Annotated in this window: 21 protein-coding genes; 18 read left to right on the plus strand and 3 right to left on the minus strand. The window is 44.3% G+C overall.

Going from position 1 to position 24,314, the window contains the following annotated elements; translation table 11 throughout:
- Positions 1 to 229: 229 nt before the first annotated feature.
- From dnaA to Q0P34_RS00975, 9 genes are all read left to right on the plus strand, one after another.
- Entirely contained in the window at positions 230 to 1,567 is a 1,338-nt protein-coding gene (gene dnaA, locus Q0P34_RS00935; RefSeq protein WP_294951580.1) for a chromosomal replication initiator protein DnaA, read from the plus strand.
- 303 nt (positions 1,568 to 1,870) lie between these two features.
- Positions 1,871 to 2,983, plus strand: coding sequence for a DNA polymerase III subunit beta (gene dnaN, locus Q0P34_RS00940; protein ID WP_294951582.1), 1,113 nt, complete (start codon positions 1,871 to 1,873; stop codon positions 2,981 to 2,983).
- Complete coding sequence (locus tag Q0P34_RS00945; protein WP_178666822.1) at positions 2,973 to 3,221, plus strand: RNA-binding S4 domain-containing protein; 249 nt, start codon at positions 2,973 to 2,975, stop codon at positions 3,219 to 3,221. The genes dnaN and Q0P34_RS00945 overlap by 11 nt, the downstream gene beginning before the upstream one ends.
- Positions 3,211 to 4,302, plus strand: coding sequence for a DNA replication/repair protein RecF (gene recF / locus Q0P34_RS00950; RefSeq protein WP_294951585.1), 1,092 nt, complete (start codon positions 3,211 to 3,213; stop codon positions 4,300 to 4,302). The genes Q0P34_RS00945 and recF overlap by 11 nt, the downstream gene beginning before the upstream one ends.
- A gap of 2 nt (positions 4,303 to 4,304) precedes the next feature.
- Positions 4,305 to 4,538: an extracellular matrix regulator RemB gene (gene remB, locus Q0P34_RS00955; RefSeq protein ID WP_294951587.1), complete on the plus strand. Its 234-nt coding sequence runs from the start codon at positions 4,305 to 4,307 to the stop codon at positions 4,536 to 4,538.
- A 15-nt stretch (positions 4,539 to 4,553) separates the two neighbouring features.
- The gene (gene gyrB, locus Q0P34_RS00960) at positions 4,554 to 6,548 is read left to right on the plus strand and encodes a DNA topoisomerase (ATP-hydrolyzing) subunit B (protein WP_294951589.1); all 1,995 of its coding nucleotides are present in this window, start codon (positions 4,554 to 4,556) and stop codon (positions 6,546 to 6,548) included.
- A gap of 26 nt (positions 6,549 to 6,574) precedes the next feature.
- The gene (gyrA, locus tag Q0P34_RS00965; protein WP_294951592.1) at positions 6,575 to 9,097 is read left to right on the plus strand and encodes a DNA gyrase subunit A; all 2,523 of its coding nucleotides are present in this window, start codon (positions 6,575 to 6,577) and stop codon (positions 9,095 to 9,097) included.
- A gap of 35 nt (positions 9,098 to 9,132) precedes the next feature.
- Positions 9,133 to 10,830 carry an LCP family protein gene (locus Q0P34_RS00970; protein WP_294951594.1) on the plus strand — a complete coding sequence of 566 codons (1,698 nt, stop codon included), beginning with the start codon at positions 9,133 to 9,135 and terminating at the stop codon, positions 10,828 to 10,830.
- Positions 10,831 to 11,063: 233 nt separating this feature from the next.
- Positions 11,064 to 14,129, plus strand: a complete 3,066-nt coding sequence (locus Q0P34_RS00975) for a phosphatidylinositol-specific phospholipase C domain-containing protein (protein WP_294951597.1) — start codon at positions 11,064 to 11,066, stop codon at positions 14,127 to 14,129.
- Positions 14,130 to 14,278: 149 nt separating this feature from the next.
- On the opposite strand, the gene Q0P34_RS00980 is transcribed toward Q0P34_RS00975, so the two are convergent.
- Positions 14,279 to 14,911 (minus strand): histidine phosphatase family protein, encoded by a 633-nt coding sequence (locus tag Q0P34_RS00980; RefSeq protein ID WP_294951599.1) that lies wholly within the window; start codon positions 14,909 to 14,911, stop codon positions 14,279 to 14,281.
- Between the two features lie 179 nt (positions 14,912 to 15,090).
- Between Q0P34_RS00980 and Q0P34_RS00985 the strand changes: the two genes are divergently transcribed.
- Positions 15,091 to 15,714 (plus strand): helix-turn-helix transcriptional regulator, encoded by a 624-nt coding sequence (locus Q0P34_RS00985; protein ID WP_294951601.1) that lies wholly within the window; start codon positions 15,091 to 15,093, stop codon positions 15,712 to 15,714.
- A 55-nt stretch (positions 15,715 to 15,769) separates the two neighbouring features.
- Here Q0P34_RS00985 and Q0P34_RS00990 read toward each other — a convergent pair whose 3' ends face one another.
- Together Q0P34_RS00990 and Q0P34_RS00995 are read right to left on the minus strand one after the other, a co-directional pair.
- Entirely contained in the window at positions 15,770 to 16,474 is a 705-nt protein-coding gene (locus Q0P34_RS00990; protein WP_294951603.1) for a 5'-methylthioadenosine/adenosylhomocysteine nucleosidase, read from the minus strand.
- On the minus strand, positions 16,468 to 17,322 hold the full coding sequence (locus Q0P34_RS00995; protein ID WP_294951605.1) for a VanZ family protein: 855 nt from the start codon (positions 17,320 to 17,322) through the stop codon (positions 16,468 to 16,470). The genes Q0P34_RS00990 and Q0P34_RS00995 overlap by 7 nt, the downstream gene beginning before the upstream one ends.
- 220 nt (positions 17,323 to 17,542) lie before the next feature.
- Here Q0P34_RS00995 and rpmH point away from each other — a divergent pair, with 220 nt between their 5' ends.
- The 8 genes from rpmH to rsmG all read left to right on the plus strand — a co-directional run bounded on the left by rpmH (position 17,543) and on the right by rsmG (position 24,267).
- A complete protein-coding gene (rpmH, locus tag Q0P34_RS01000) occupies positions 17,543 to 17,677 on the plus strand; it encodes a 50S ribosomal protein L34 (protein WP_078768629.1) in 135 nt (44 codons plus the stop codon).
- A 34-nt stretch (positions 17,678 to 17,711) separates the two neighbouring features.
- Positions 17,712 to 18,047 carry a ribonuclease P protein component gene (rnpA, locus tag Q0P34_RS01005; RefSeq protein ID WP_294951607.1) on the plus strand — a complete coding sequence of 112 codons (336 nt, stop codon included), beginning with the start codon at positions 17,712 to 17,714 and terminating at the stop codon, positions 18,045 to 18,047.
- Positions 18,048 to 18,057: 10 nt separating this feature from the next.
- Entirely contained in the window at positions 18,058 to 18,306 is a 249-nt protein-coding gene (gene yidD / locus Q0P34_RS01010) for a membrane protein insertion efficiency factor YidD (protein WP_366783469.1), read from the plus strand.
- Complete coding sequence (locus tag Q0P34_RS01015) at positions 18,303 to 19,298, plus strand: YidC/Oxa1 family membrane protein insertase (protein ID WP_294951611.1); 996 nt, start codon at positions 18,303 to 18,305, stop codon at positions 19,296 to 19,298. Before yidD ends, Q0P34_RS01015 begins: the two co-directional genes overlap by 4 nt.
- A 15-nt stretch (positions 19,299 to 19,313) precedes the next feature.
- Positions 19,314 to 20,240 carry an RNA-binding cell elongation regulator Jag/EloR gene (gene jag, locus Q0P34_RS01020; RefSeq protein WP_294951613.1) on the plus strand — a complete coding sequence of 309 codons (927 nt, stop codon included), beginning with the start codon at positions 19,314 to 19,316 and terminating at the stop codon, positions 20,238 to 20,240.
- Between the two features lie 84 nt (positions 20,241 to 20,324).
- The gene (gene mnmE, locus Q0P34_RS01025; RefSeq protein WP_294951615.1) at positions 20,325 to 21,686 is read left to right on the plus strand and encodes a tRNA uridine-5-carboxymethylaminomethyl(34) synthesis GTPase MnmE; all 1,362 of its coding nucleotides are present in this window, start codon (positions 20,325 to 20,327) and stop codon (positions 21,684 to 21,686) included.
- Between the two features lie 12 nt (positions 21,687 to 21,698).
- The gene (gene mnmG, locus Q0P34_RS01030; protein WP_294951617.1) at positions 21,699 to 23,573 is read left to right on the plus strand and encodes a tRNA uridine-5-carboxymethylaminomethyl(34) synthesis enzyme MnmG; all 1,875 of its coding nucleotides are present in this window, start codon (positions 21,699 to 21,701) and stop codon (positions 23,571 to 23,573) included.
- The gene (rsmG, locus tag Q0P34_RS01035) at positions 23,563 to 24,267 is read left to right on the plus strand and encodes a 16S rRNA (guanine(527)-N(7))-methyltransferase RsmG (RefSeq protein WP_294951618.1); all 705 of its coding nucleotides are present in this window, start codon (positions 23,563 to 23,565) and stop codon (positions 24,265 to 24,267) included. The genes mnmG and rsmG overlap by 11 nt, the downstream gene beginning before the upstream one ends.
- The last annotated feature ends 47 nt before the right edge of the window (positions 24,268 to 24,314 follow it).

Genomic DNA, 24,314 nt, shown 5'->3' on the forward strand with positions numbered 1-24,314 from the left:
CACGTAAGGAGTCGTCGGCAGCGTCAGATGTGTATAAGAGACAGTTATTATTTATTTTTATAATAATATTGACTTATAGGTTATCTTCTACTATAATAGATTATGTATAGTGCCGTAATTTTGTTTTAACGCACCCAAACAGGATTATTTTAACAACGGCTGTATACCATCATTAATAAAAATAAAAACATTATACAATACATTTATAACACTAATAGGAGCAAAATTTATGGAATCATATCAGGAATTATGGCAAAGTGTTCTCCTATATTGCAAGGAACAAACCAACGAAACAGCATACACGCTTTGGTTTGAGCCTATCGAAATGACATCGTTTAACGGAAGCGAAGCAACCCTAAAATTTAATACGGAATTCAAAAAGAATACCGTTGTCGGCAGATACGGCAGATTAATTAACCAAGCCTTCATTGAGGTTTGCGGATTTGAGGTTGATTTGAACTTTGTTTGTCCCGAGGATGAAATGAGTCAAAAGCAAAAAACGGAAAACAATCTTGCCGATTTTAAGAATGAAACATTTACCTTTGATAACTTTATTGTCGGCCCGAGCAACAGATTTGCATACGCTGCGGCAAAGGCAATCGCTGCCGACCCTGCCGGTCAGATAAGCAACGGAGAAGTATTTTATAATTACAACCCTTTATTTATTTACGGTGCAAGCGGTCTGGGCAAAACTCACCTCTTAAACGCAATCTGCTACGAGGTTGAACGAAATTATCCGGAAATGAAAATAAAATATGTTAAGGCTGAAAACTTTGCAAACGAATTTATTGAAAGCCTTAGCAAAAAAACAGTTGACGAATTTCACAACAATTACAGAAATAACATTGATTTGTTTTTGGTGGATGACATTCAGTTCATTGCAGGTAAAACACAAACCGAGGAGGAATTTTTCCACACCTTTAACAGCCTTGTTGATAACGGAAAGCAGATTGTGCTGACCTCCGACCGTCCTCCAAAGGAAATTAAATCTCTCACCGAGCGCTTATGCTCTCGCTTTGAAAGCGGTCTTTTGGCTGATGTGCAGTCTCCCGAGTTTGAAACAAGATGTGCAATCATAAAAAGAAAGGCACAGCTTCTTGATTTCAAAATTGAGGATGACAATGTTGTTGAATACATTGCACAAAACATCAAAACAAACATCCGTCAGCTTGAGGGCATTACAAAAAGGCTGAAGGCAATATGCAAATACAGCGAACAAAAGCCTACCATTGCCCTTGCACAAAGTGCTATCAAGGCGGTACAAAATGATGTAAGACCAATCGGTGACATCATCAAAACCATTGTTGACGAGGTAAGCCGTACAACAGGAATATCCGTTGAGGACATTTACAGCAAAAAGCAAACCTCCGATGTCAGCATTGCACGAAAGATGTGCTTTTACATAATTCGTGAGGTTACCGATATGAGCTTTAAGGCTATCGGTGAAAAGTTCGGCAAGGACCATTCTACCGTTATGTATAACGTAGAAAAGTTTGAAGAAAAGATGAAAAAGGATTCATCTCTTTCTTATCAGGTCAGTGACATAATCAATAACGTTAAGGAATAAATATTCCACAAAATTTTCCTTTTCCACAGATAAAGTTTTAACATCCTATGTGGAAAGACAAAATTTTACACATATTCAACATTTTTTGAACAATGGCAATGTTAAATATTTTTGGATGAAAAATGTGTATTTTCAAGACCTTTGAGAGTTTTACACATTTTGCACCGCCTCTAATACTATTACTATAAGAATGATATATTGTGATAGAAATTTTTTGCATCGAAGCAAAATCGTGTGCCGACAGGCAAAAATTTTTAACAATACTCAAAACGTAAATTTTATAGCTGTAAAAGGAGCATAAATATGAAATTTATATGCAACACAAGGGAATTATCAACTGCCTGCAACAATGTTATCAGAGCGGTCAGCACAAAGGTTACCATTCCTACAATTGAAGGTATTCTCATTGAATGCGGCAGCAATACACTCAGCCTTACCGGCTACGACTTTGAATTCGGTATCAACACAATTATGAATGTTGATGTTATTGAGCCGGGTGCAATAGTTATTAATGCCAAGGTGCTTTGTGATATTATCAGAAAGCTTAATAATGATGAGGTTACCATTGAAACCAACGGAACATCTGTTTCTATTATCAGCGGAGCGGCACAGTACAATATTACAGGTATTGATGCCGATGATTATCCCGAGCTTCCGTCGGTTAATAACGGTAAAAGGATAGAACTTGAGCAAAGCATTATTTATTCTATGATCAATCAAACCGTATTTGCCGTTGCAGATACAGAATCGTCAAAGCCTGTTTATACAGGATTAAAATTTGTTATTGAAAACGGAATGCTTACTATGGTTGGTGTTGACGGCTACCGTCTTGCTATCAGAAAGGAAAGCATTGGCTACGACGGCGAGGATATTGAATTTGTTGTTCCAAAGAAAACAATTAAGGAAATAATTAAGCTGTTTAATTTGGAGGACGACAAAAAAATCAGTATGCTTATCAGCAAGCGACACATTGTATTTGAAATAGATAATTACAGCATAATCAGCAGATTGCTTGACGGTGAATTTATTGATTATCAGGCGGCTATTCCAAAGGTATCGTCAACAACAATTCTTATCAATACAAATGATGCTATTGATTGCATTGAAAGAACATTGCCTGTTATTGAAAATAATCAAAAAAACCCTATCAGATGCCTGTTTGACGGTGACCAAATGAGAGTCAGCACCGTATCAAGCCTCGGTAGAGTTGTTGACTATACACACGCAAACACCTCCGGTGACAGAGTGGAAATAGGCTTTAATTCAAAATTTATGCTTGACGCTCTTCACGCAAGCGATACAGATGAGGTTAAAATTGAGCTTGGCGGTCCTGTAAGCCCTGCAGTAATTAAGCCTATTAATTCAGACAGCTTTATTTTTCTTGTATTGCCAATGAGGTTAAAAAATGAAAATTAAGGTTAAGGCAGCTCCTCATGAAAAGCAGGAGGTAAAAATCAATACGGATTTTATTCAGCTGCAGTCCTTTTTGAAATTTAAGGGTATAGCAGAAACGGGCGGTCAGGCAAAGGAATTTATACAGGACGGTATCATCAGAGTAAACGGTGAGGTTTGTACTGCTCGCGGAAAAAAAATAAGAAACGGTGATGTGGTTACTGCATTTGCCGTAGATTATACAATCGTAAATGAAGATTAAATCAATTCAAATAGAAAATTACAGAAATATATCGGCTCTTTCAACGGATTTTGACGATGTCAATATCATATGGGGAGAAAATGCACAGGGCAAAACAAATCTGCTTGAAGCAATATATTTGTTCAGCGGAGCAAAAAGCTTTAGGGGTGCGAGGGATAAGGAATTAATATCCTTTAACAAAAGCAATGCAAGGTTGAAAATTGATTTTGAAGCACAGGGCAGAGAGCAGTTTGCTCAAATTGATATAGGCAACAAAAGGACAGTTTGGCTAAACGGCATAAAAAAACGCAGTGCAACGGAGCTTGGCGGTGTGATAAAAACAATTATTTTCAGCCCCGACCATCTTAATATGATTAAAGAAGGTCCGGCAGAAAGGCGAAAATTTGTTGACGGTGCACTGTGCCAAATAAAATCAAGCTATCGCAATCTGCTAAAGGATTACAATAGAAGCCTTGAACAACGAAATGCCTTGCTTAAAAAAGCAGACGAGGCAACGGATATTGAGCCTATGCTTGAGGTTTGGAATATCAATTTGGCAAGCACAGGTGCAAAGATTATATTTCAGCGAATGAACTATCTTAAAGCACTTAAGCCTTATCTTGAGGAAATATTCAGCGGAATAAGCAACGGGCGTGAAAGCATAGAGATTGCATATATCGGCAGCGATACATATGATTTTAATATTGACGATATAGAGCATAAGCTGTATGAAAGGCTTAAATCTCACACAAGGGTTGATGTGCTTAATCACACAACAACAAAGGGTCCGCACCGTGATGATATAGAAATTCTTATCAACGGCAAATCGGTAAAGACCTACGGCAGTCAGGGGCAACAAAGAAGCAGTGTCATTGCGCTGAAGCTTGCAGAGGCAAGCCTGCTAAAAGAAATGACGGGCGAAAATCCTATTGCGTTGCTTGATGATGTTATGAGTGAGCTTGACGAAAAACGGCAGGATTACATCCTAAATCACATTAAGGATTTGCAGGTTTTTATCACCTGCTGTGACAAGGAAACAGTGCTGAGACTCAAAAATGGCAAAAACCTGCATATGCAAAACGGTGCTTTGCCGGAGGAATAATTATGTACCTGCATATAGGCGAGGATGTTCTTGTTAAGGACAGCGAGATTATCGGTATTTTTGATATGGATACATCAACGGTTAACAAGGCAACAAGAGATTATCTTAAAAAAGCTCAAGCCGACAGGCGAGTAATTTATGTAAACTATGACCTGCCTAAATGCTTTGTTGTAACAGACAAAAGTGTTTATGTAAGTCCGATAAACACCGGCACACTTAACAAGCGTGCCAAGTAAAAAAGAGGTTATTAAATGGCTGAGGAAATAAAAACAACTAATCTTGAAGAAGAGGATATGAATACGGTTGTAACCGAGGAATACAATGCCGATGACATTCAGGTATTGGAGGGTCTTGAGGCTGTAAGAAAGCGTCCGGGAATGTATATCGGTTCAACAGGACCGAGAGGCTTGCACCACCTTGTTTATGAGATTGTGGACAATTCCATTGACGAGGCACTTGCAGGCTTTTGTACCCATATTGAAACCGAGATTTTGCCGGACAACATTATTACCGTTCGTGATAACGGTCGTGGTATTCCGACAGGTATTAACGAAAAAATGGGCTTGCCTGCCGTAACGGTTGTACTTACCGTATTGCACGCAGGCGGTAAATTCGGCGGCTCCGGATACAAGGTATCGGGCGGCTTGCACGGTGTTGGCTCATCTGTTGTAAACGCACTTTCTGAATGGCTTGAGGTTGAGGTAACCCAAAACGGCCACATCTATTCGCAACGCTTTGAAAGGGGTGTGCCGGTAAACGACCTGCACATTATCGGTGACAGTGACGGTCACGGTACATTCATCAGGTTTAAGGCAGATTCCGAGATTTTTCAGGAGACAACAAAGTACGATTTTGAGGTGCTTCAAAGACGTCTTCGTGAGCAGGCGTTCCTTAACGCAGGTCTTTCTATCAGCCTTACCGATAAAAGAGAGCTCATCGACAAGCCACAGGACGACAAATACGGTGACGATGAGCACACCGAGGTTTACTGCTACGAGGGCGGTATTCGTTCATTTGTAGAGTGGATTAACGAAAGCAGAGGACTTAATCCTATTCAGGACGAGGTTATCCACATTTCCACCACCAAAGAGGACAGAAGTGCGGAAATTGCACTTTGCTATACCGACAGCTACGCAGAAACAAAGCTTTCATTTGCAAATAACATTAACACTGTTGACGGCGGTACACACGAAACAGGCTTCAAAACCGCACTTACAAGAGTGTTTAATGACTACGGCAAGAAATACGGAATACTTAAGGACAGCGACAAAAAATTCTCCGGTGAGGACGTTCGTGAGGGTATCACCGTTGTTATTTCCGTAAAGCTTACTGAGGCACAGTTTGAGGGACAGACAAAGGGCAAGCTCGGTAACACGGACATTACCGGACTTGTATCAAGCCTGACCTATGACAAGCTGATGACATATTTTGAGGAGCATCCGCAGGTTGCAAAAACCCTGCTCAACAAATCGCTTGAGGCTTCCCGTGCAAGAGAGGCCGCAAGAAAGGCAAGAGAAAACGCAAGGCGTAAATCTCCTCTTGAAAGCAATTCACTTCCGGGTAAGCTTTCGGACTGTACATCAAAGGACCCTGAAAAATGCGAAATCTACATTGTCGAGGGTGACTCTGCGGGAGGCTCTGCAAAGCTTGGCCGTGACCCACAGTATATGGCAATTCTTCCGCTTTGGGGCAAGATGCTTAATGTGGAAAAGGCAAGGCTTGACAAGGTGTACGGCAACGAAAAGCTTGTACCGGTTATCACAGCGCTCGGCACAGGTATCGGCGAGGATTTTGACATAACAAAGCTTCGCTACCACAAAATTGTACTGATGGCAGATGCCGATGTCGACGGTGCACATATCACAACTCTTTTGCTGACCTTCTTCTTTAGATATATGCCACAGCTCATTGAAGATGGGCACATCTATTTGGCACAGCCACCTCTCTTTAAGGTAACAAAGAACAAGAAGAGCGAATACGCATATACGGACGAGCAACGTGACGCGCTTATTGAACAAATGGGCGGAGACTGCGATGTTCAGCGATACAAGGGTCTTGGTGAGATGGACCCTGAACAGCTGTGGGAAACCACTATGGACCCCGAGTTCAGAACAATGAAGAGAATTACAATTGACGACGCTCAAATTGCAAGCGAAAACTTCTCTATCCTTATGGGTGAAGAGGTTGAGCCAAGACGACAATTCATTGAGCAAAACGCAAAATTCGTAAAGAATTTGGATATATAAAGAAGTTAGGATAAGGAGATATTAAAATGGCTAAAAATGAAGTAGTGCGTGACAATATTGATTATTCTAACCAAAAGATAATTGATGTTGAAATCAGCAAGGAAATACGCAGTGCCTTTTTGGATTACTCCATGAGTGTTATCGTGGCACGTGCCCTGCCTGATGTAAGGGACGGCTTAAAGCCTGTTCACAGAAGAATACTTTATGCAATGTACAACACAGGGCTTTATCCTGACAAGGCTTACCGTAAGTGTGCCACCACCGTCGGTGAAGTGCTCGGTCACTACCATCCGCACGGTGACGCATCCGTTTATGACGCCATGGTAAGAATGGCGCAGGATTTTTCGCTGCGTCATCCGTTAGTTGACGGCCACGGCAACTTCGGTAGTATTGACGGCGACCCTGCCGCTGCCTACCGTTACACCGAGGCAAGAATGAGCAAAATCTCGATGAAGATGCTTGAGGACATCAAAAAGGACACTGTTAATTGGCTGCCGAACTTTGATGACACCGAGGTTGAGCCTGAGGTTTTGCCGACAAAATTCCCGTGCCTGCTTATCAACGGCTCATCGGGTATTGCCGTTGGTATGGCAACAAACGTTCCGCCGCATAATATGGGCGAGGTTGCAGAGGGTGTTTGCTGTCTTATTGACAACCCGGATGCAGAGCTTGACGAAATTATGCAGCACATCAAGGGCCCCGACTTCCCTACCTACGGTATTATTATGGGTGCAAAGGGCATCAAGGAAGCATATGCAACGGGCAGAGGTAAAATAGTTATCCGTGCAAGAGCCGAGATAAAGGAAACAAAGAACGACAGATTTAAGATTGTTGTTACCGAGCTCCCTTACGGTGTAAACAAAAGAAGGCTTATTGAAAAGATTGCCGATTTGTGCAAGGAAAAGAGAATTGAAGGCATTGCCGATATTCAGGACTATACCGACAGACACGGTATGCACATTGAAATTACCGTTAAAAGAGATGCAAATGCCCAGGTAGTACTAAACAATCTTTACAAAATGACAGATATGCAAACAACCTTTGGTGTGATTTTGCTTGCACTTGACAACGGCGTGCCTAAAATCCTTACACTAAAGCAGATTTTGCAAAAATACATTGCGTTCCAAGAGGAAATAATCACAAGAAGAACAAGATTTTACCTCAAAAAAGCAGAGGAGCGCGCTCATATTTTGGAGGGACTTGCAAAGGCGCTTGACATTGTTGACGATGTTATTGCAACAATTCGTGCCTGCCGTGGCGGACAGGCCGAGGCAAAGCAGGCTATTATGGACAAGTTTGGCTTTGACGAGCCACAGGCAAGCGCTATTGTGGCATACCGTCTCGGTCAGTTGGCAGGTCTTGAAATTGAAAAGATTATGAACGAGTTGGACGAGCTCCACGAAAAAATCAAGGACTACAACGACATTCTTCAAAACGAGTACAGGGTGCTTGACATCATCAAAACGGAAATCCGCGAGGTTGCCGACAAGTACGGCGACGAAAGAAGAACGGAAATTTCCGCATTTACGGGTGATGTTGACGATGAGGACCTCATTCCTGTTGAGGACTGCATACTCACCCTTACCGAAAGAGGCTACATCAAGCGCCAGACCGTTGACACCTACAAGGCTCAAAACCGCGGAGGCAAGGGCATTATGGGTATGTCAAGGCGCGAGGAGGATGTTGCAAAGAATATGTTTACCTGCTCTACCCACGATGCAATTCTTATCTTTACAAATATGGGCAGAGTGTTTAAGCTAAAGGGCTACCAAATCCCCGAGGCCTCAAGAACAAGCAAGGGTATGAACGTTATCAACCTGCTTCCTATCGAGCAGGAGGAACGCGTAACCGCTATGGTTAAGGTGCCAAAGGACAGCGAGCGCGAATATCTGTGTATGGTAACACGCAACGGTGTTATCAAGCGTACTGCACTTAACCAATACGACCATATCAGAAAAACCGGTATTATTGCCATCAATCTTGACGAGGGCGACGAGCTGTGCTGGGTTGAAATTACTGACGGCGAGCGCAATCTTATCGTTGCCACTCACGACGGTATGGCAATCTGCTTTAAGGAGGAGGATGCCCGACTTATAGGCAGAACAGCAAGAGGCGTTAGGGCAATTCAGCTTGCCGAGGGCGACTACGTTGTAGGCTTTGCGGTTGCTGTGCCCGATATGACTCTGCTTACCGTATCTGAAACCGGCTACGGCAGAAGGTCTGAATTTGAAGGTTACAGAGTTCAGGGAAGAGCCGGCAAGGGACTTATTAACTACCACACCGAAAAATACGGCAAGGTAGCAATGATTGCTCCCGTTTTGGATGAAAATGATGTTATTATGATAACCTCGGACGGTGTTGTTATCCGCACCCATGCAGACCAAATTTCGCTTATCAAGCGAGGCGGAAAGGGTGTTAAGGTTATGACCGTTAAGGAGGGCGAAAAGGTTGCAACCATCGGCATCGTAGAGCGCGCAGCTGACGAGGAGGAAATTACTGCTCCCGAGCCTGCCGACGATGTTCAGGAGGAAGAAGCAACCGAGGAATAACAGCAATATCTTTGTGATATAAGAGGAGCAAGTTTATGGAAAAAGGATACAATATTGACGACATTCTTTCCGAAGTAAAGAAGCGACGGGAGGAAGCCGAGGCGCAAATTAAATCCGACAGCGACGAAAAGGAGATAGTTGGTTCATTGGTAAACGATGAGCCGACTGTTGAGCCTACGACGGAGCCTATAGAGGAGCCTGTTGAAGAGCCTGTTGAGTCTGCTGACAATACCGTTGATGAGGACGAGTTTGTTGATGCATCAACCATTGAGGAATATACCGAGGAGCCGGAGCAGGCAGACGAGCCGACACCGGAGCAGGCAGACGAGCCTGCACCCGAGGAGGACACCGCAAACGAAGAGGAGCTTGTTGATGCACAGGCACTTGTTGAGCAGGAGGAGCCTGCAGAGGAGCCGCTTGTGATTTCAATGGATTCAGACAGCGAAAGAGCCGACAGGAAGGAAAAGCGGAAAGAAAAAAAGAAAAAGAAAAAGAAAAAGAAGAACACCGCAATAAGAGTTATATGTATTTTGCTCATTATTATTTTGAGTGCGTGTCTTGTTGTTTTTCTCTATGTCAACAATGCTCTTAATCAGGTTACGGACGATGACAATCCTCAAAGCACCACCGAGTCGGAAATGGCTATGGACAGGCTGATTGAGAATTTTCAGCCTATTGAGGAGACTGATGCAGCACAGATTTCTTCGCTTCAGGATATGATTAAGCAGTGGTACAGAAACGGTACTCCTGCATCTTCATCAAGGGTGCTTAACATTTTGCTCGTTGGTGAGGATACGCGAGGAAAAGATGTTCTTGAAAGCGGAACAAGAGCAGACTCGGCAATTATTGCATCACTTAACGCAGACACAAAGCAGATTAAGCTCACATCAATTTTGCGTGATGCCTATGCTTATTGGGAAACCACTCCCGGTGACGAGAGCACAGGTAAGTTTGACAAAATCAATGCGGCTATGTCTACCGGTGACATCCACACATATATCAACGCGGTTGAAAATCTGTACAAAATTAAGATTGACAACTATGTTATTGTAAACTTTACAAGCTTTGAAAAGATTATTGACACCCTCGGCGGTGTTGAGCTGGAGCTTACAAGAGCAGAGATTAACGAAATCAACAACCACCCAAAGAGATACGGCAAAGTTTACATTGAAAAAACCTTTGACGGTAACAAGGGTACGCTGAAGCTGACCGGAAAGCAGGCCCTTGCTTATTGCAGAATACGCAAGATTGACTCTGATAATATGAGAGCAAACCGTCAAAAAATTTGCCTTAGCAAGGTGTTCAGCGATATGAAGGACGCATCAAGTGTTCAGCTCCTTAAAATCCTTAATGATATGGTACCTTATGTACGCACCGATATGTCAAAGAACAACATTGTTAAAACAGCAAAGTATGCTCTCAAGGAGGGCTGGATTAACTTTGACATAAAAAGCTCAAATGTACCCGAATACAGAAATGATGAAAGCGGAGCAGGCGGTATCTTTTACGGTGCTTGGTGTTGGAAGGCAGATTATCCTATGGACGCATATATGCTGCAAATGGATATTTACGGCAAAAGCAGTATAACCCTTGCAAGAACGAGAGTTGACTACATTAATTGCCGTGAGCGCGGATTTTATTCGGAGCTTGGCTATCCAACCACCGAAACGATACTCAACGAGCATTACGGCGAGGTAACCACACGTCCTGCCGAGGAAACTACAATAGAATAAGAAAAACCGATTAGGCTCCCCTTGTTGCAAGGGGAGCTGTCGCATTTTATATGCGACTGAGGGGATAAGATTACAAACAGAATTTTGTTGTTTATCCCCTCCGAGTGCTACGCACCCACCTCCCCTTACCATAAGGGGAGGCTTGGGGAGGCTTTTTGTTTATACATATTGACTGTATTTTTGATTTGTATTATAATATTATTGGATAAATATACGGAATTGGAGGAAACATTATGAAAAAAAGATTATCCGCCTTGCTCGCGGTTATTATGAGCATCTGTCTTTTAATAGGTCCGCTTGAGGCGCTTGCATACCCAACAGATTCTGCTGTTATGGGCACAAGCATAACAGGTGCAAACTGGATGTCCTCGATTGACGACAGCACCTACCTTTCCGATCTTTCCATTCCCGGCACTCACGACAGCGGTGCAAGAATAACAGATTCTATTGCTACAACGTGGGCAAAATGCCAAAATCTTACCATAACGGCTCAGCTCAATGCCGGTGTAAGATACCTTGATATGCGTTTGGCGTACGATACGGCGTGCAAAGGCGACATCAGGGTAGTTCACGGCAGTATAGATTGCTGGAACGGCAACGGAGGAAAGCTTACCCTTTACGAGGTTATTAATGAATGCTATGCCTTTTTGGCTGCCAACCCAACCGAAACCGTTATTATGAGCGTTAAGCAGGATGCCGGCGACAACGCGTCTGCGCTTGCAAATGCAATATGGGCATTGATTAACGAAAACAGGTCAAAATGGTATGTCGGCTCGGCTACCCCGAGGATGCAAAATGTGCGTTCACAGATTGTGCTTGCAAGCAGACTCGGTGAGATGGGTGCAGGCCTTAACTTAAATTGGGGCGACCAGGGCAGCGACGGTACAAGTGTAGAGATAAATTCAAGCCTTGAGGTACAGGACAGGTACAATATGGGCACATCTCCAAAGTGGAGCAACGCAGTTAAGCCTATGCTTGACAAGGAAAAGCCAAGCGGAAAGTGGTTCCTCAACTTCCTTTCAACAACAGGCGCGGGCACAAGCGGTGTTGTTGCATGCTCAAACAATATGAGTGATGCGTTTTATCTTTACGAGATGAAAAACAACAAGTGCTACGGTATTGTTATATTTGATATGATAGTAGACACCCTTGCAAAAAGGGTGTACCAATGCAACGACCGAGTGACGAAAACGCAGGTTAACGAATCCGCAGGCCAGTATTATTACAGGGTTAATATTAACACAACTGTTCGAAACCAAAGCTTTATCAATGCTTCGTTGAGGCTTTATTACCGAACCAACAGGGGAAAGGGCAGTGAAGGCTCCGTGCTTTTGTTTGACGGAGGCACAGGTCCGGCAAACGGTATGCGTTGTGTAAACTATCTTGGCAACTATGACTTTTCGGGTATAGTGAACGGCTTCCCCACCCAGCTGGTATTCTCGTACCAATATCCGTCGGGGCAGCGGTACGCGGCAACGTTTAAGCTGCAGGTGTCCACAAGCACCAAAAAGGAGATGAAGCAGCTCGGCACGTGGAGCTTTGACAAGAGTACCGATACGGACAGCACGAACGTATACAATGTTGCAGCCTCCGATTATCCTACCCCGTCCGACATAAAATTTAACAACGGCAGTACGGTTGCCTTAACCGTCCCCAAAAAAGGTCAGGCAGATGTTACAAAAACAATCAGCGCAGGGGTATACGACCAATACGGCACCCTGTGGGACAGCAACGTTACCGACTTTTCGTTAAGCGGAAATTATCAGGGTATTACCCTTTCGGGAAACACCATAACGGTAAATTACACCGCCGGTAACCTTGTGCCGAACAACGGCACCACACTTGACCAATACGTTAAAGCTAAATATGTTAAGGATGATGTAACGGTAGAGGTTAATTACGGATTGTTGCTAAAAGTGACGATACCTAAAATCCAGTACGAATTCCTTGATTACGACGACACCGTGCTTGAGGTTAACCGGGCATATGCAGGAAGGATGCCTGCATATTATAACGGCTTCCCCGAGCGTGCGCCCGACAGCGAAAATCATTATTTCTTCGATTCGTGGACAAATGCAACGGGCCTGTCGATAGACAACTATGTTTACAAGGCAAAATACACAGCCATTGCCCACACCTTTAAGGACACGGTGGTTGCAGGCACTCCTAACGAGCAAGGCTACACAAAGCATTACTGCAATTGCGGATATTACGAGACTTACGACAAAACAGGCTACGGCTCCGATATGAGCGCACTTACGGCTGCACTTAACAAGGCGATTGCCTACAACAGCGACGATTATTCGGGCGAAAGCCTTGATGCCTTAAAGGAGGCATGCAGAAAGTATGCCAACATTCAGCAGGGCGAGCTTCCGCAAACCTCCATTGACAAGGCCGTTACCGAAATACTTACAAAAATGAATCAGCTTGTGCCGTACTTCACCTTTGATGTGGAGGCAAACAACGGCACATATACGGTAAGCCACAACGACACAACCGGCAAGGACGGACACCTGCTCCAAGGCACAACCGTAACGCTTACCGCCACTCCAAATTCCGGCTACTACTTTGACGGCTGGTTCGACAAAAATTCAAGGCGTGTTATTTCAAGCCAGAAAACTTGCACGGTTGTAATTACGGCAAACACAGACCTTGAAGCAAGGTTTATTATCCTTGATTCTGCAACACTCACATTCTATAACGATTCAGAGCAGGAGCAGGCAAGAATTAATTTGAGTGCTGCCGAATGGTCAAAAATTACGGATTTGACTCCGTACATTCCGCCTGTTCCGGCAAAGCTTGGCTACACAAACGGCAGGTGGGCACTTGACCAAAATGCCGCATTGTCAGAGCTTCGCTTTGGTTTTGCAGGACGCGTTAACATTTATCCGCAGTACGACGCGATAGACAGCGTATATCCCGACGCACCTACACCTACCGACACCGCACCGGCTATTGAGCTTAACTACATATATAACGAGGCAAGCACAACAGGCTCGTTCATACTCGGCGTCGGTTTGCCGAGCGGATGCACGGTTAAGGGCGCAGGCGTTGCGTTTAAGCACGGCGCAGCGAGCACGTTTAACCCGGTTGAATATCCGCTTGAGCTTAACAATAAGTCGATGGTATCAACGTTTAACACCGTAACTCAATCGGGCTTGTATGTTGTGCATATGAGCAACCTTACGGGTGCAATGAACTACGCGGCGATAGGATATTTGAGTTATCTTGACGCAGACGGAAATTTGATAACGATTACAACGGATCAGGTAAACATTGTAAATACGCAGCAGGTATAACAGGTATAAAGAAAAGAGGTTTAGATTGATTTCTAAACCTCTTTTTCTTATCCCCTCAGTCACCTGCGGTGACAGCTCCCCTTTATTGCATAAAAGGGGCGCCAATTATATTTTCTTTTGGCGTGTTTCAGCCTACTTTATCGACAGTCTTAGCATTCCATATCCTGCATTGACTGTGGGGCTGTGTCGATTACCTCAAGCTTATTGCCCTGCATCCACACGGACGGAGTTATACGTAGCTTGAAGCCGTAGCCTGCATCCATTTGCCAATGAGCCATTGGCGCCTCCGGCAAGCCGTAGCAGGACAGGATTGTCATAAGCACTCCTGCGTGCGCCACAATGGCAACGGTCTCGGTGCCGGTGCCGATACAGCCTTGCACAATTTGCTCAAACGCCTTGCACACACGTTGCACAAATTCTGCATTGCTTTCGCCGTAGGGAGGACGTGAGTTCATATCGCCGTGAAGCCAATTTTTGAAATCCTCATTGTCCTTCAGGTCCTCGGCTGTGCACTCCTCGAATTCACCGAAATTGTATTCGATAAGGTTATCTATTACAATTTTGTTATTTTTGGGAAACATAATGTCAGCCGACTCCATCGCCCTTTTTAACGGGGAAACAAAGACGGTATCCACCTGTGGATACGGGTGCTCTCTTTTGATTGATTTTAGTTGTTCTATACCAAATGTGGACAAAGGATAATCGGTATGCCCTATATACTGTGCGTTAAGATTTCCTTTGGTCAGTCCGTGCCTAAACAAATACACTGTGTATGATTTCATATGCAATCAACCTCCTAAAAGACTAAATTTTACAGAATTATTACAAAATTACAACAAAAACAATTTGTATATTTACAAACCGTATAATTAATGATAATATTATCTTGAATTACAAATAGTATAGTATACAAAAAGAGAAACGACGAAAAATTTTATCATTAGGTTTCAAAGGGGATTTTATGAAAAACGAGACAGAAAAGCTGTCCAAATTTTCACAAATGCTCTCTAAAATGAGAAAGGAAAGAGGCATAAGCCAAAAGAAAGCCGCAACAGATTTGGGCATTTCGCAGGCATTGCTTTCTCATTACGAAAAGGGCATCAGAGAATGTGGGCTTGATTTTGTGATTAAGTGCAGTAAATACTACGGAGTGACCACAGACTATCTGCTTGGCGTAAGCGAAAGCAGGAACGGTTTGAACGACGGAGTGCTATCTGCTCTTGATGACAACGAGGGCGGAATATCCGTAAAAACGATGTCGCTTGCAACAAAGTATTTGCTTGATGTTGCAACCTCCGGCTCAAACGGTATTCAAAACAAGTACATATACGATTACTTTATGCTTTGTGTTTACCGCGGTGCACTCACTCTTGCCAAGGCAGGAGATTTGCCAAAGGAGCTTTTCAGAATAGATTATTCCGTAGCAAGAGATTTGGCATCTGCCGCTATCGCTATGCAGGACGCAAAATTTGTTCTTATCGAGGATAGGTCTCGCACAGGACTTGACGATAATCAGTTTGCTCCGCTAAAGACTCTTATAAACGCGGCAGAGGATTATATTTTGTCAAACTTTGTAATTGAATAATTATTTGTAATTGAATAATTAACTGAAAGACAGTACCGAGCGGTGCTGTTCTTTTTTATAGTTCAAGCTGGGTTTTAAGTGTTTTTATAAATTCAAGAATAATGGATGTGCTGATTTTTGCCGCAACCATCTTAAAGGTTGGATAGTCGATTTGTGCACTGCTGTCGCCGCCGTCGCTGATGGAGCGAAGCACGGCAAACGGAACCTTGTTTGCCATACAGGTGTGGCCGATGGCACCGCCCTCCATTTCGCCGCAGATTGCACCGAATTCATCCTTTAACATCTGCTTAAGCTCGTTGCTTGCAATGAAGGTGTCGCCCGAGGCAACTGTGCCGCGATGTATTTTTTCGCCGCAGGTGATGGCACACTGCGAAAGTGCCTCTGATATTTTGCTGTCGGTAGGCACCTTGATTACATTGAGCCCGTTGATGAACCCTCTCGGCTCGCCAAGGGCTGTTATGTCGATGTCGTACTCGCAAACATCAGACGCTATAACGACATTTTTTATTACAACCTCCTGCCTGAGCGAGCAGCCGACGCCTACATTTATTATTGCCTCCGGCTTAAAGCGGTCAATCATAATTTGCGTGCAGACAGCCGCGTTTACCTTGCCGGGTGAGCACTGTGCAACAACAACCATAACATTTTCTATATTACCGCAGGTAAAGGTTATTCCCGCAATTTCGGTTTCCACCGCATCGGCAACCCTTGCCTTGATGCCTGCTATTTCTACATCCATTGCTCCGATGATTCCTAACATAATTCGTTCTCCTTAATTTTTTCTATTATCAGCTTGTAAATTAACGCTCCCAGCACAACGCCGAAGGTGTTTAGCAAAACATCATCAATATCGGCATCTCCGCAGTGAAAAAGGTACTGATACACCTCCATAAGCACACTTGTTAAAACGGGAATTACAATTCCAAAAAGATACCTTCTTTTTTTGCATAGCTCCGTAATCATCCAGCTCATCGCCGTAAAGAAGAAAACGTTGCCCGCATCCCTCATCAAAAGCGGAGCCTGACGGGTGGTTAAAAATGCCTTGAGCTCACCCTCAAACGGAACAAGGTTTAACGGCTTGCAGCAGGACGCGTCGTATTTGCGCAGGAAGATGTATATGTAAAAAAAGTCCACAGCAAAAAGAAAGCAAAAGCCGGTGAAGAATGCCTTGAGCGACTCGGCGTAGTTATTGTTCATAATGTGCCTGCGTTGATTTATGTTTGCAATTACGGTAATCACGAGCAGTACGGTAAAAAAGGTTTCAAGCCCGTAGACAATGTGGTAAATGGTTGTTCCCTTTTCTATATCCCACATAAGATGAAATGTCGCCGAGTCGAGCAAAAGCAGTACGCCGTATACCACCATAATCGTTGCGGTGCGGTCGGCAATCTCAAGCAGTGAGCGATTGTACAGATAATGCACAACAACGCTAGCGGCAGGAATGACAAATGCAAGCAAAAGCTTGAGCCATCTGCACTCAAAATCTATAAAGAATACGCCGTGGTTTGCCATATCGACAAAGCAGCAGGAGGTGAAAAAAAGAGCAAGAGTAAGCAACATATCGCAAAACTTTTTTGCACGCAGATTAGCCTTTTTAGTTGTATGCACCTTGGTCACCCCCAACATATAGTGCCATTATATAATATATTTAGAATAAATACAAGTTTTTGTTGACAAATTGACATCATTTATAATATAATATCAAAGCTAATAGTATGTGTGGTAGTTTTGCCACATATTAAAAACGGCAATTTGCCTGTGCTATACCGCACAGAGATTATAAAAGATTAAGACAAGTTTAGTCTTTACGAAAGGTAGTGAAAAAAGTATGAAGAGAACATTTCAACCAAAGAAGAGACATGCACAGAAGGTACACGGCTTTAGAAAGAGAATGTCAACAAAGAACGGCAGAAAGGTACTTGCTCGCAGACGTGCAAAGGGCAGAAAGTCACTTTCTTACTAATCAAAGCATTTTTGCAAGGTAAAGGAACGGTTTTGTGAAAGGTCAAACCTTAAAGGAAAACAAGGATTTTCGCAGATTGTATTACAGAGGCAAAAGCGAGGCTTCGCCTGTGCTTGTTACCTATGCTATGAAAAATCGCAGAGGCGGTTGCTTTTACGGTATCACCACAAGCAAAAAAATCGGCGGTGCGGTTGAGCGCAACCGTGCAAGACGGGTTATACGTGCGGCGTACAGAAGCCTTGAGCCGAAAATTAACGGCAGCTGGGATTTTGTTTTTGTTGCAAGAACAAGGACAACCATTGTCAAATCGCAGGCAGTGGAAAAGGCTATGCTTGAGCATATGCAGGCGTTGGGTGCAATAGATGAATAAGTTATCCTCAATCATCAAAAAGGCAATGATATTTTTGATAAAAACATATCAGCTTACCCTGTCGCCCCGTTTTTCGAACGGAGCATGCAGATACACGCCGACCTGCTCGCAATATGCAATCGAGGCACTTCAGGTGCACGGTGTTGTTAAGGGCAGTCTGCTTGCAATACGCAGAATTATGCGGTGCAATCCGTTTTTTAAGGGTGGGTACGATCCCGTTCCGCTAAAGAAAACAAAACAAAAGGAAAAAAATAAGTGATAACAAACATTACTATGGCTGCTGTATCAAACGGCATGGGTTTATTCAAGCCTCTGTATTGGCTGTTTGGCAGATGCATGGAGGGCTTGCTTTACGTATTTAACGACAAATACTTTATCGCTCTCGTTGTGTTTACCGTTCTTACCCGTTTGGTATTGTTCCCACTAAACCTCAAGCAGCAAAAAACCATGGCAAAGACCTCCCGTCTTCAGCCGAAAATTCAGAAAATTCAAAAAAAATATGCTAACTCAAACGACCCGAGAGATCGTCAGAAGCAGCAGGAGGAAATGCAGGAGCTGTACAACCGTGAGGGGCATAACCCTATGAATATGGGTTGCGGCCCGATGATTTTCCAGATGGTATTCCTTATGGGTATTATCGGTATCATCTACTATCCTATTCAATACATTATAGGTGTAGACATCAGCTCGCATACCGAGGAAATATACGAGGCACTTAACAAGGTGCACGAGCTTAAGGGACAGTACTTCCAAATCGAGATTCTTCAAAACTTTGATTTGTACAGAGAAACTCTCGGTGCAAAATTCCCCGAATTGTTCACCGAGGCAAAGCTCAATGCCATTGCGGATTACAAGTCAAATATGTATCTGTTCGGTTTGGATATGACTCAAATCCCAAGCTTTAAGGATTGGAAAAATCCTGTAATTATTATTCCGCTTCTTTGCTTGGCAACCTCATTTGCGTCGACATTGCTGTCACAGAAAATCCAAAAGAAGCAGAACCCTGCAGCAGCAGCACAGGGCCAGCAAATGATGATTATGATGCTGATGATGCCTTTCTTCTCATTTTACATTTCATTTAAGGTATCGGCAGCAGTAGGCTTTTATTGGATTATCTCTAACGTTGTTGCAACCGTTCAACAGCTCGTTATGGCAAAATTCTTCCCGCCAAAGCGCAACGTGGCACGCCAAATGATAGAGGCTACCATTGAACGTAGGTCAAGAGAGGAAAGCATCAAAAACTCAAAATAAATCGGAGATTCATATATGATTATTGAAAGAATCGGTACCGGCAAAACACTTGAAGAGGCTATGGCTGCCGCAAAGGCTCTGCTTAACGCACCTATTGATGCGGATGTTAAAACAGAGGTCATTCAAAACGGCTCAAAGGGCTTCCTCGGCTTTGGCAGAAAGGACTATGAAATCAAAGCTTCATACGACGACGGCACAAAGCCCGAGCCTGCAAAGCAAAGCAAGCCAGCCAAAAAGCCGGCACAAAACAAGCAGACTGCACCAAAAAAGCAACCTGCACCAAAAAAGCAGGAGGCTCCTGCAAAGGCTGCTGCCCCACAGGCAGAGCAACCAAAAAAGGAATATCCCGAAAGTGTAGACCTTGAATATGCAAAGAGCTATTTTAAGACTATTCTTGACGGAATGAAGATTGTTGACCCAAAGATTGAGGCAACCTATTCAGAGGGTGTTGTAACAATCGACCTTGATTGTGAGGATTACGGCATTGTAATCGGTCACAGAGGCGAAACACTCGACAGTATTCAGTATTTGCTTTCTCTTATCATTAAGAAGAGCTCTATGGATTACGTCAGAGTAGTTATCAACGTTGGTAATTACAGAGAAAAAAGACAGGAAACATTAAGAAATCTTGCACAAAAGAACGCACAGAGAGTTCTTCGCACAGGCAGAAGATATACCTTTGAGCCTATGAACCCGTATGAAAGAAGAATTATTCATACAGCCGTGCAGGAAATTGAGGGCGTTGAGTCGCGTTCGATTGGCTTCAATCAGGACAGACGAGTTGTCCTTGAGCCGACAGGCGGAGCAAAGAGAGGCGGCGGCAATTACCGTCGCGGCGGCAGTAAGCAATCTGCTGTTACCAAGGCTCCCGAAAACCGTGAACCAAAGGCAGACAGAGCAGATTTGCCAAAGTTCGGCAAGATAGAGGTTAATAAGGATTAACTAAATACTAAGCAGGTGAAAGATGCAGCAGTACCGTGTAACAGGTATGTTGCATCTTTTTGCATAAAAACAAGGAGGGCGGATATGTCAACTATTGCAGCAATAGCAACCGGCAACGCGGCAGGCGGAATCGGTGTAATAAGAATAAGCGGAGACAGCGCCGTTGCGGTTGCCGACAGGGTTTTTAAGGCAATGGACGGCACATCGCTGTGTGATGTGGGCGGATACCGTGCAAAATACGGCAATGTTGTTGTCGGCGGTGCTCCGAGTGATAACGCGGTTGCACTTGTGTTCAGGTCACCTAAATCCTACACCGGCGAGGATGTTGTGGAAATAAGCGTGCACGGCGGGCTTCTTGTTGTGCAAAAAACTCTTGAGGCCGTGCTTGACGCAGGGGCAGTACCTGCCGAGCCGGGCGAGTTTACCAAGCGAGCATTCCTTAACGGCAAAATGGATTTGACGCAGGCGGAATCGGTGGCAAGCCTTATTTCCGCACAGGGCGAGGCAGGAATGAAAGCCTCCTTCAATGCCCTGCAGGGTGCGTTGAGCATAAAAATTAATAATGTTTTGCAAAGCCTTATGGATATGTCTGCTCTTATGTCTGCGTGGGTTGATTATCCCGATGAGGAAATCCCCGAGCTTGAAGAGGGCGACCTGCTTGCAACGTTAAAAAAATGCAGGGCAGAGCTTGATGCCTTGCTTGATAATTACGACAACGGTCAGGCAATCATAGACGGCGTGGACACCGCAATTGTCGGTATGCCCAACGTAGGCAAAAGCAGCCTTATGAATATGCTTGTCGGCAAGGACAAAAGCATTGTTACTCATATCGAGGGCACAACAAGGGATATTGTGGAGGAAAGTGTGCGCCTGGGCAACCTCGTTCTTCATCTTCGTGACACGGCAGGTCTGCGTGACAGCGATGATGTTGTTGAAAGCATAGGAATTGACAAGGCGTACAGGGCGCTTGACGATGCACAGCTTGTGCTTGCGGTGTTTGACAATTCAAAGCCCTTGCAAAAGCAGGACAGAGAAATTTTGCAAAGGGTAAAAAACAAGCCTGCGATTGCGGTCATCAACAAGGTAGACCTTGAAAAAGCCATAGATTACAGCGAGGTGGAATCTGTATTTGCAAAAACGGTTTACATCTGCGCAAGGGACGGCGAGGGCATTGCAGAGCTAACGTCCGCAGTTGAGGAGCTGATAGGTGTAAAGGATTTTGACACCGGGGCACCTATGCTTGCGAATTTGAGGCAAAGGCAAAACTGCCAAAACGCAAGCCAAAGCATTGACGAGGCAATCAGCTCGGTGGAAATGGGGATAACCTACGACGCGGTTAACGTTATGATAGATTCTGCCGTTGACGAGCTTCTTTCGTTGACGGGCAAAAAAGCAACAACAGAGGTTGTAAACAATATATTCAGTAAGTTTTGTGTTGGAAAATAATTGTGAGGAATTATGGAATATTTTGGCGGAAAATATGATGTAATAGTTATAGGTGCGGGGCACGCAGGCATAGAGGCGGCTCTTGCAGCTGCACGACTTGGTGTGAGTACTGCGGTGTTCACCATAAATCTTGATTGGGTTGGCAATATGCCGTGCAATCCGTCAATCGGCGGTACAAGCAAGGGGCACCTTGTAAGAGAAATTGACGCCCTCGGCGGAGAAATGGGCAAGGCGGCGGACAAGTATTCGCTGCAAAGCAGGATGCTTAATCTCGGTAAGGGGCCTGCCGTTCATTCGCTTCGTGCACAAATTGACAGGCGTGAGTATTCTGCCGGTATGAAGCACACCCTTGAATTAACTCAAAACCTTGATATTCGTCAGGGCGAAATAGTTGACCTCTATAAAAGCGGTGACGAGTGGTTTGTTAAAACAAGGCTGGAGGCTTTGTTTTGTGCAAAGGCAGTTGTTCTTGCAACAGGTACTTTTTTGGGTGGCAGAGTATACATCGGTGATGTCACCTACGAAAGCGGGCCGGACGGTATGTTCCCTGCCAATGCCTTGAGCGAGGCGTTGTACAAATTAAACATTCCGCTTCGCAGGTTCAAGACGGGTACACCGAGCCGTGTTAACAGACGAAGCATAGATTTTACAGAGCTTGAGGTTCAGCACGGTGACGAGCGAACAGTTCCTTTTTCGTTTGACACAAAGGAAAATCCGCAAAACAAGGTGGTTTGCCATATCACCTACACCAACGAGCGAACAAAGCAGATTATTCTTGACAATTTGCACCGTTCGCCTATGTACAGCGGAAAAATAGAAGGCAAGGGGCCAAGGTACTGTCCAAGCTTTGAGGATAAAATTGTACGCTTCGGTGACAAGGAAAGACACCAGCTTTTTATTGAGCCGTGCGGTGAAAACACCGAGGAGATGTATCTTCAGGGGCTCAGCTCTTCCCTGCCCGAGGATGTTCAGCTTGATTTTATCCATACCATCAAGGGCCTTGAAAATGCACAGGTTATGCGCCCTGCGTATGCAATAGAATATGACTGCGTTGACCCAACCGCGCTAAAGGCAACGCTTGAATTCAACGAACTTGACGGACTTTACGGTGCAGGTCAGTTCAACGGCTCAAGCGGTTACGAGGAGGCGGCGGCACAGGGGCTTGTTGCAGGCATCAACGCCGCATTGAAGATAAAGGGCGAGGAGCCTCTTATACTTGACCGAGGCGGTTCGTACATCGGCACCCTTATTGATGACCTTGTAACAAAGGGTTGCTCCGACCCATACAGAATGATGACGAGCCGAAGCGAATACAGACTTGTTCTGCGCCAGGACAATGCCGACATTCGCCTAACCCCTATCGGTCACAAAATCGGCTTGATAAGTGACGAGCGCTTTGCAAGGTTTAACAAGAAGCAGGAGCTTATAAAAAAGGAGCTTGATAGAGTCAGGTCGCTTTCCGTTCCTATCAGTGACGAGCTTCAGCAGATTTTGATTGACAAGGGCACTGCTCCTATGAAAACGGGATGCAAGATGATTGAGCTTCTTCGCCGTCCGCAAATCACCTATGATGATTTGAAGGTTGTTGATAAAAACAGACCTGACCTTCCGTATGAAATTTTTGAGCAGGTGGAAATCAGCATAAAATATGAGGGCTACATCAAAAAGCAGGAGGCGCAGATTAAGGAAATGCGAAGGATTGAAGCAAAGCAAATCCCTGCCGACATTGATTATTCAAGCCTTAAAGGTCTTCGCCTTGAGGCTGTTGAAAAGCTTGCAAAAATCAGACCGCAGAACTTGGGACAGGCAAGCCGTATCAGCGGTGTTAACCCTGCCGACATTACTGCACTGAATATTATTTTGGAGAGTATGAGCAATGATAGATAAAGAAAGATTACATTCCCTTGCTCTGCAAAGCGGAATAGAGCTTGACCAAACCGCACTTGACAGATTTGACACCTACGCCGAGCTTCTTGTGGAGTGGAACGGCAAAATGAATTTGACTGCTATTACCGAGCCGGAAGAAATTGAGGTTAAGCATTTTTTGGATTGCCTTATGCTCCCAAAGTATTTTGATTTGGGCAATACAAAAACGGTAATTGACGTCGGAGCAGGAGCAGGCTTTCCAAGTGTGCCGTTACTCATCTATAATCCCGATTTATGTCTAACAATGATTGATGCAATTAACAAAAGATTAACATTCTTGGATACAGCCATTCACGCAATCGGACTTGAAGCAAACCTCGTTCACGCAAGAGCAGAGGACTCAGGACAAGACAAAAATTACCGCGAAATGTTTGATTTGGCAACGGCAAGGGCGGTTGCGCCTATGAACGTGCTTGCAGAATACTGCCTCCCCTTTGTAAAGGTGGGCAGATATTTTGTGGCATTAAAGGGCAGTAATGACGATACCGAGCAGGCAAAAGACGCTATCGCAACCCTTGGCGGCGAGGTTGTCAGCAATGTTTCGTATAAACTTAACGGAACAGAGCCGAGGTCAATAGTGGTTGTAAAAAAGATTTCGCAAACTCCGACACAGTTCCCCCGCAAAGCCAAAAAAATTTCCGCAAAGCCTTTGTAATAAAGGGATTTATGTCGAATAGCAAGGATTTCTCCCGACGAGAAATC

It is taken from the genome of uncultured Eubacterium sp., from assembly GCF_945980375.1.
In the GTDB taxonomy this organism is placed as follows: Bacteria; Bacillota; Clostridia; order Oscillospirales; family Acutalibacteraceae; genus Eubacterium_R.

Excerpts from the sequence above, each read along its gene's own strand:
- Q0P34_RS00975 (WP_294951597.1), top strand. The coding sequence starts at position 11,064 with ATGAAAAAAAGATTATCCGCCTTGCTCGCGGTTATTATGAGCATCTGT.
- dnaA (WP_294951580.1), top strand. The coding sequence starts at position 230 with ATGGAATCATATCAGGAATTATGGCAAAGTGTTCTCCTATATTGCAAG.
- Q0P34_RS00970 (WP_294951594.1), top strand. The coding sequence starts at position 9,133 with ATGGAAAAAGGATACAATATTGACGACATTCTTTCCGAAGTAAAGAAG.
- rsmG (WP_294951618.1), top strand. The coding sequence starts at position 23,563 with ATGATAGATAAAGAAAGATTACATTCCCTTGCTCTGCAAAGCGGAATA.
- Q0P34_RS00990 (WP_294951603.1), bottom strand. The coding sequence starts at position 16,474 with ATGTTAGGAATCATCGGAGCAATGGATGTAGAAATAGCAGGCATCAAG.
- Q0P34_RS00980 (WP_294951599.1), bottom strand. The coding sequence starts at position 14,911 with ATGAAATCATACACAGTGTATTTGTTTAGGCACGGACTGACCAAAGGA.
- rpmH (WP_078768629.1), top strand. The coding sequence starts at position 17,543 with ATGAAGAGAACATTTCAACCAAAGAAGAGACATGCACAGAAGGTACAC.
- mnmE (WP_294951615.1), top strand. The coding sequence starts at position 20,325 with ATGTCAACTATTGCAGCAATAGCAACCGGCAACGCGGCAGGCGGAATC.
- Q0P34_RS00945 (WP_178666822.1), top strand. The coding sequence starts at position 2,973 with ATGAAAATTAAGGTTAAGGCAGCTCCTCATGAAAAGCAGGAGGTAAAA.
- gyrB (WP_294951589.1), top strand. The coding sequence starts at position 4,554 with ATGGCTGAGGAAATAAAAACAACTAATCTTGAAGAAGAGGATATGAAT.
- mnmG (WP_294951617.1), top strand. The coding sequence starts at position 21,699 with ATGGAATATTTTGGCGGAAAATATGATGTAATAGTTATAGGTGCGGGG.
- recF (WP_294951585.1), top strand. The coding sequence starts at position 3,211 with ATGAAGATTAAATCAATTCAAATAGAAAATTACAGAAATATATCGGCT.
- Q0P34_RS00985 (WP_294951601.1), top strand. The coding sequence starts at position 15,091 with ATGAAAAACGAGACAGAAAAGCTGTCCAAATTTTCACAAATGCTCTCT.
- jag (WP_294951613.1), top strand. The coding sequence starts at position 19,314 with ATGATTATTGAAAGAATCGGTACCGGCAAAACACTTGAAGAGGCTATG.
- remB (WP_294951587.1), top strand. The coding sequence starts at position 4,305 with ATGTACCTGCATATAGGCGAGGATGTTCTTGTTAAGGACAGCGAGATT.
- dnaN (WP_294951582.1), top strand. The coding sequence starts at position 1,871 with ATGAAATTTATATGCAACACAAGGGAATTATCAACTGCCTGCAACAAT.
- gyrA (WP_294951592.1), top strand. The coding sequence starts at position 6,575 with ATGGCTAAAAATGAAGTAGTGCGTGACAATATTGATTATTCTAACCAA.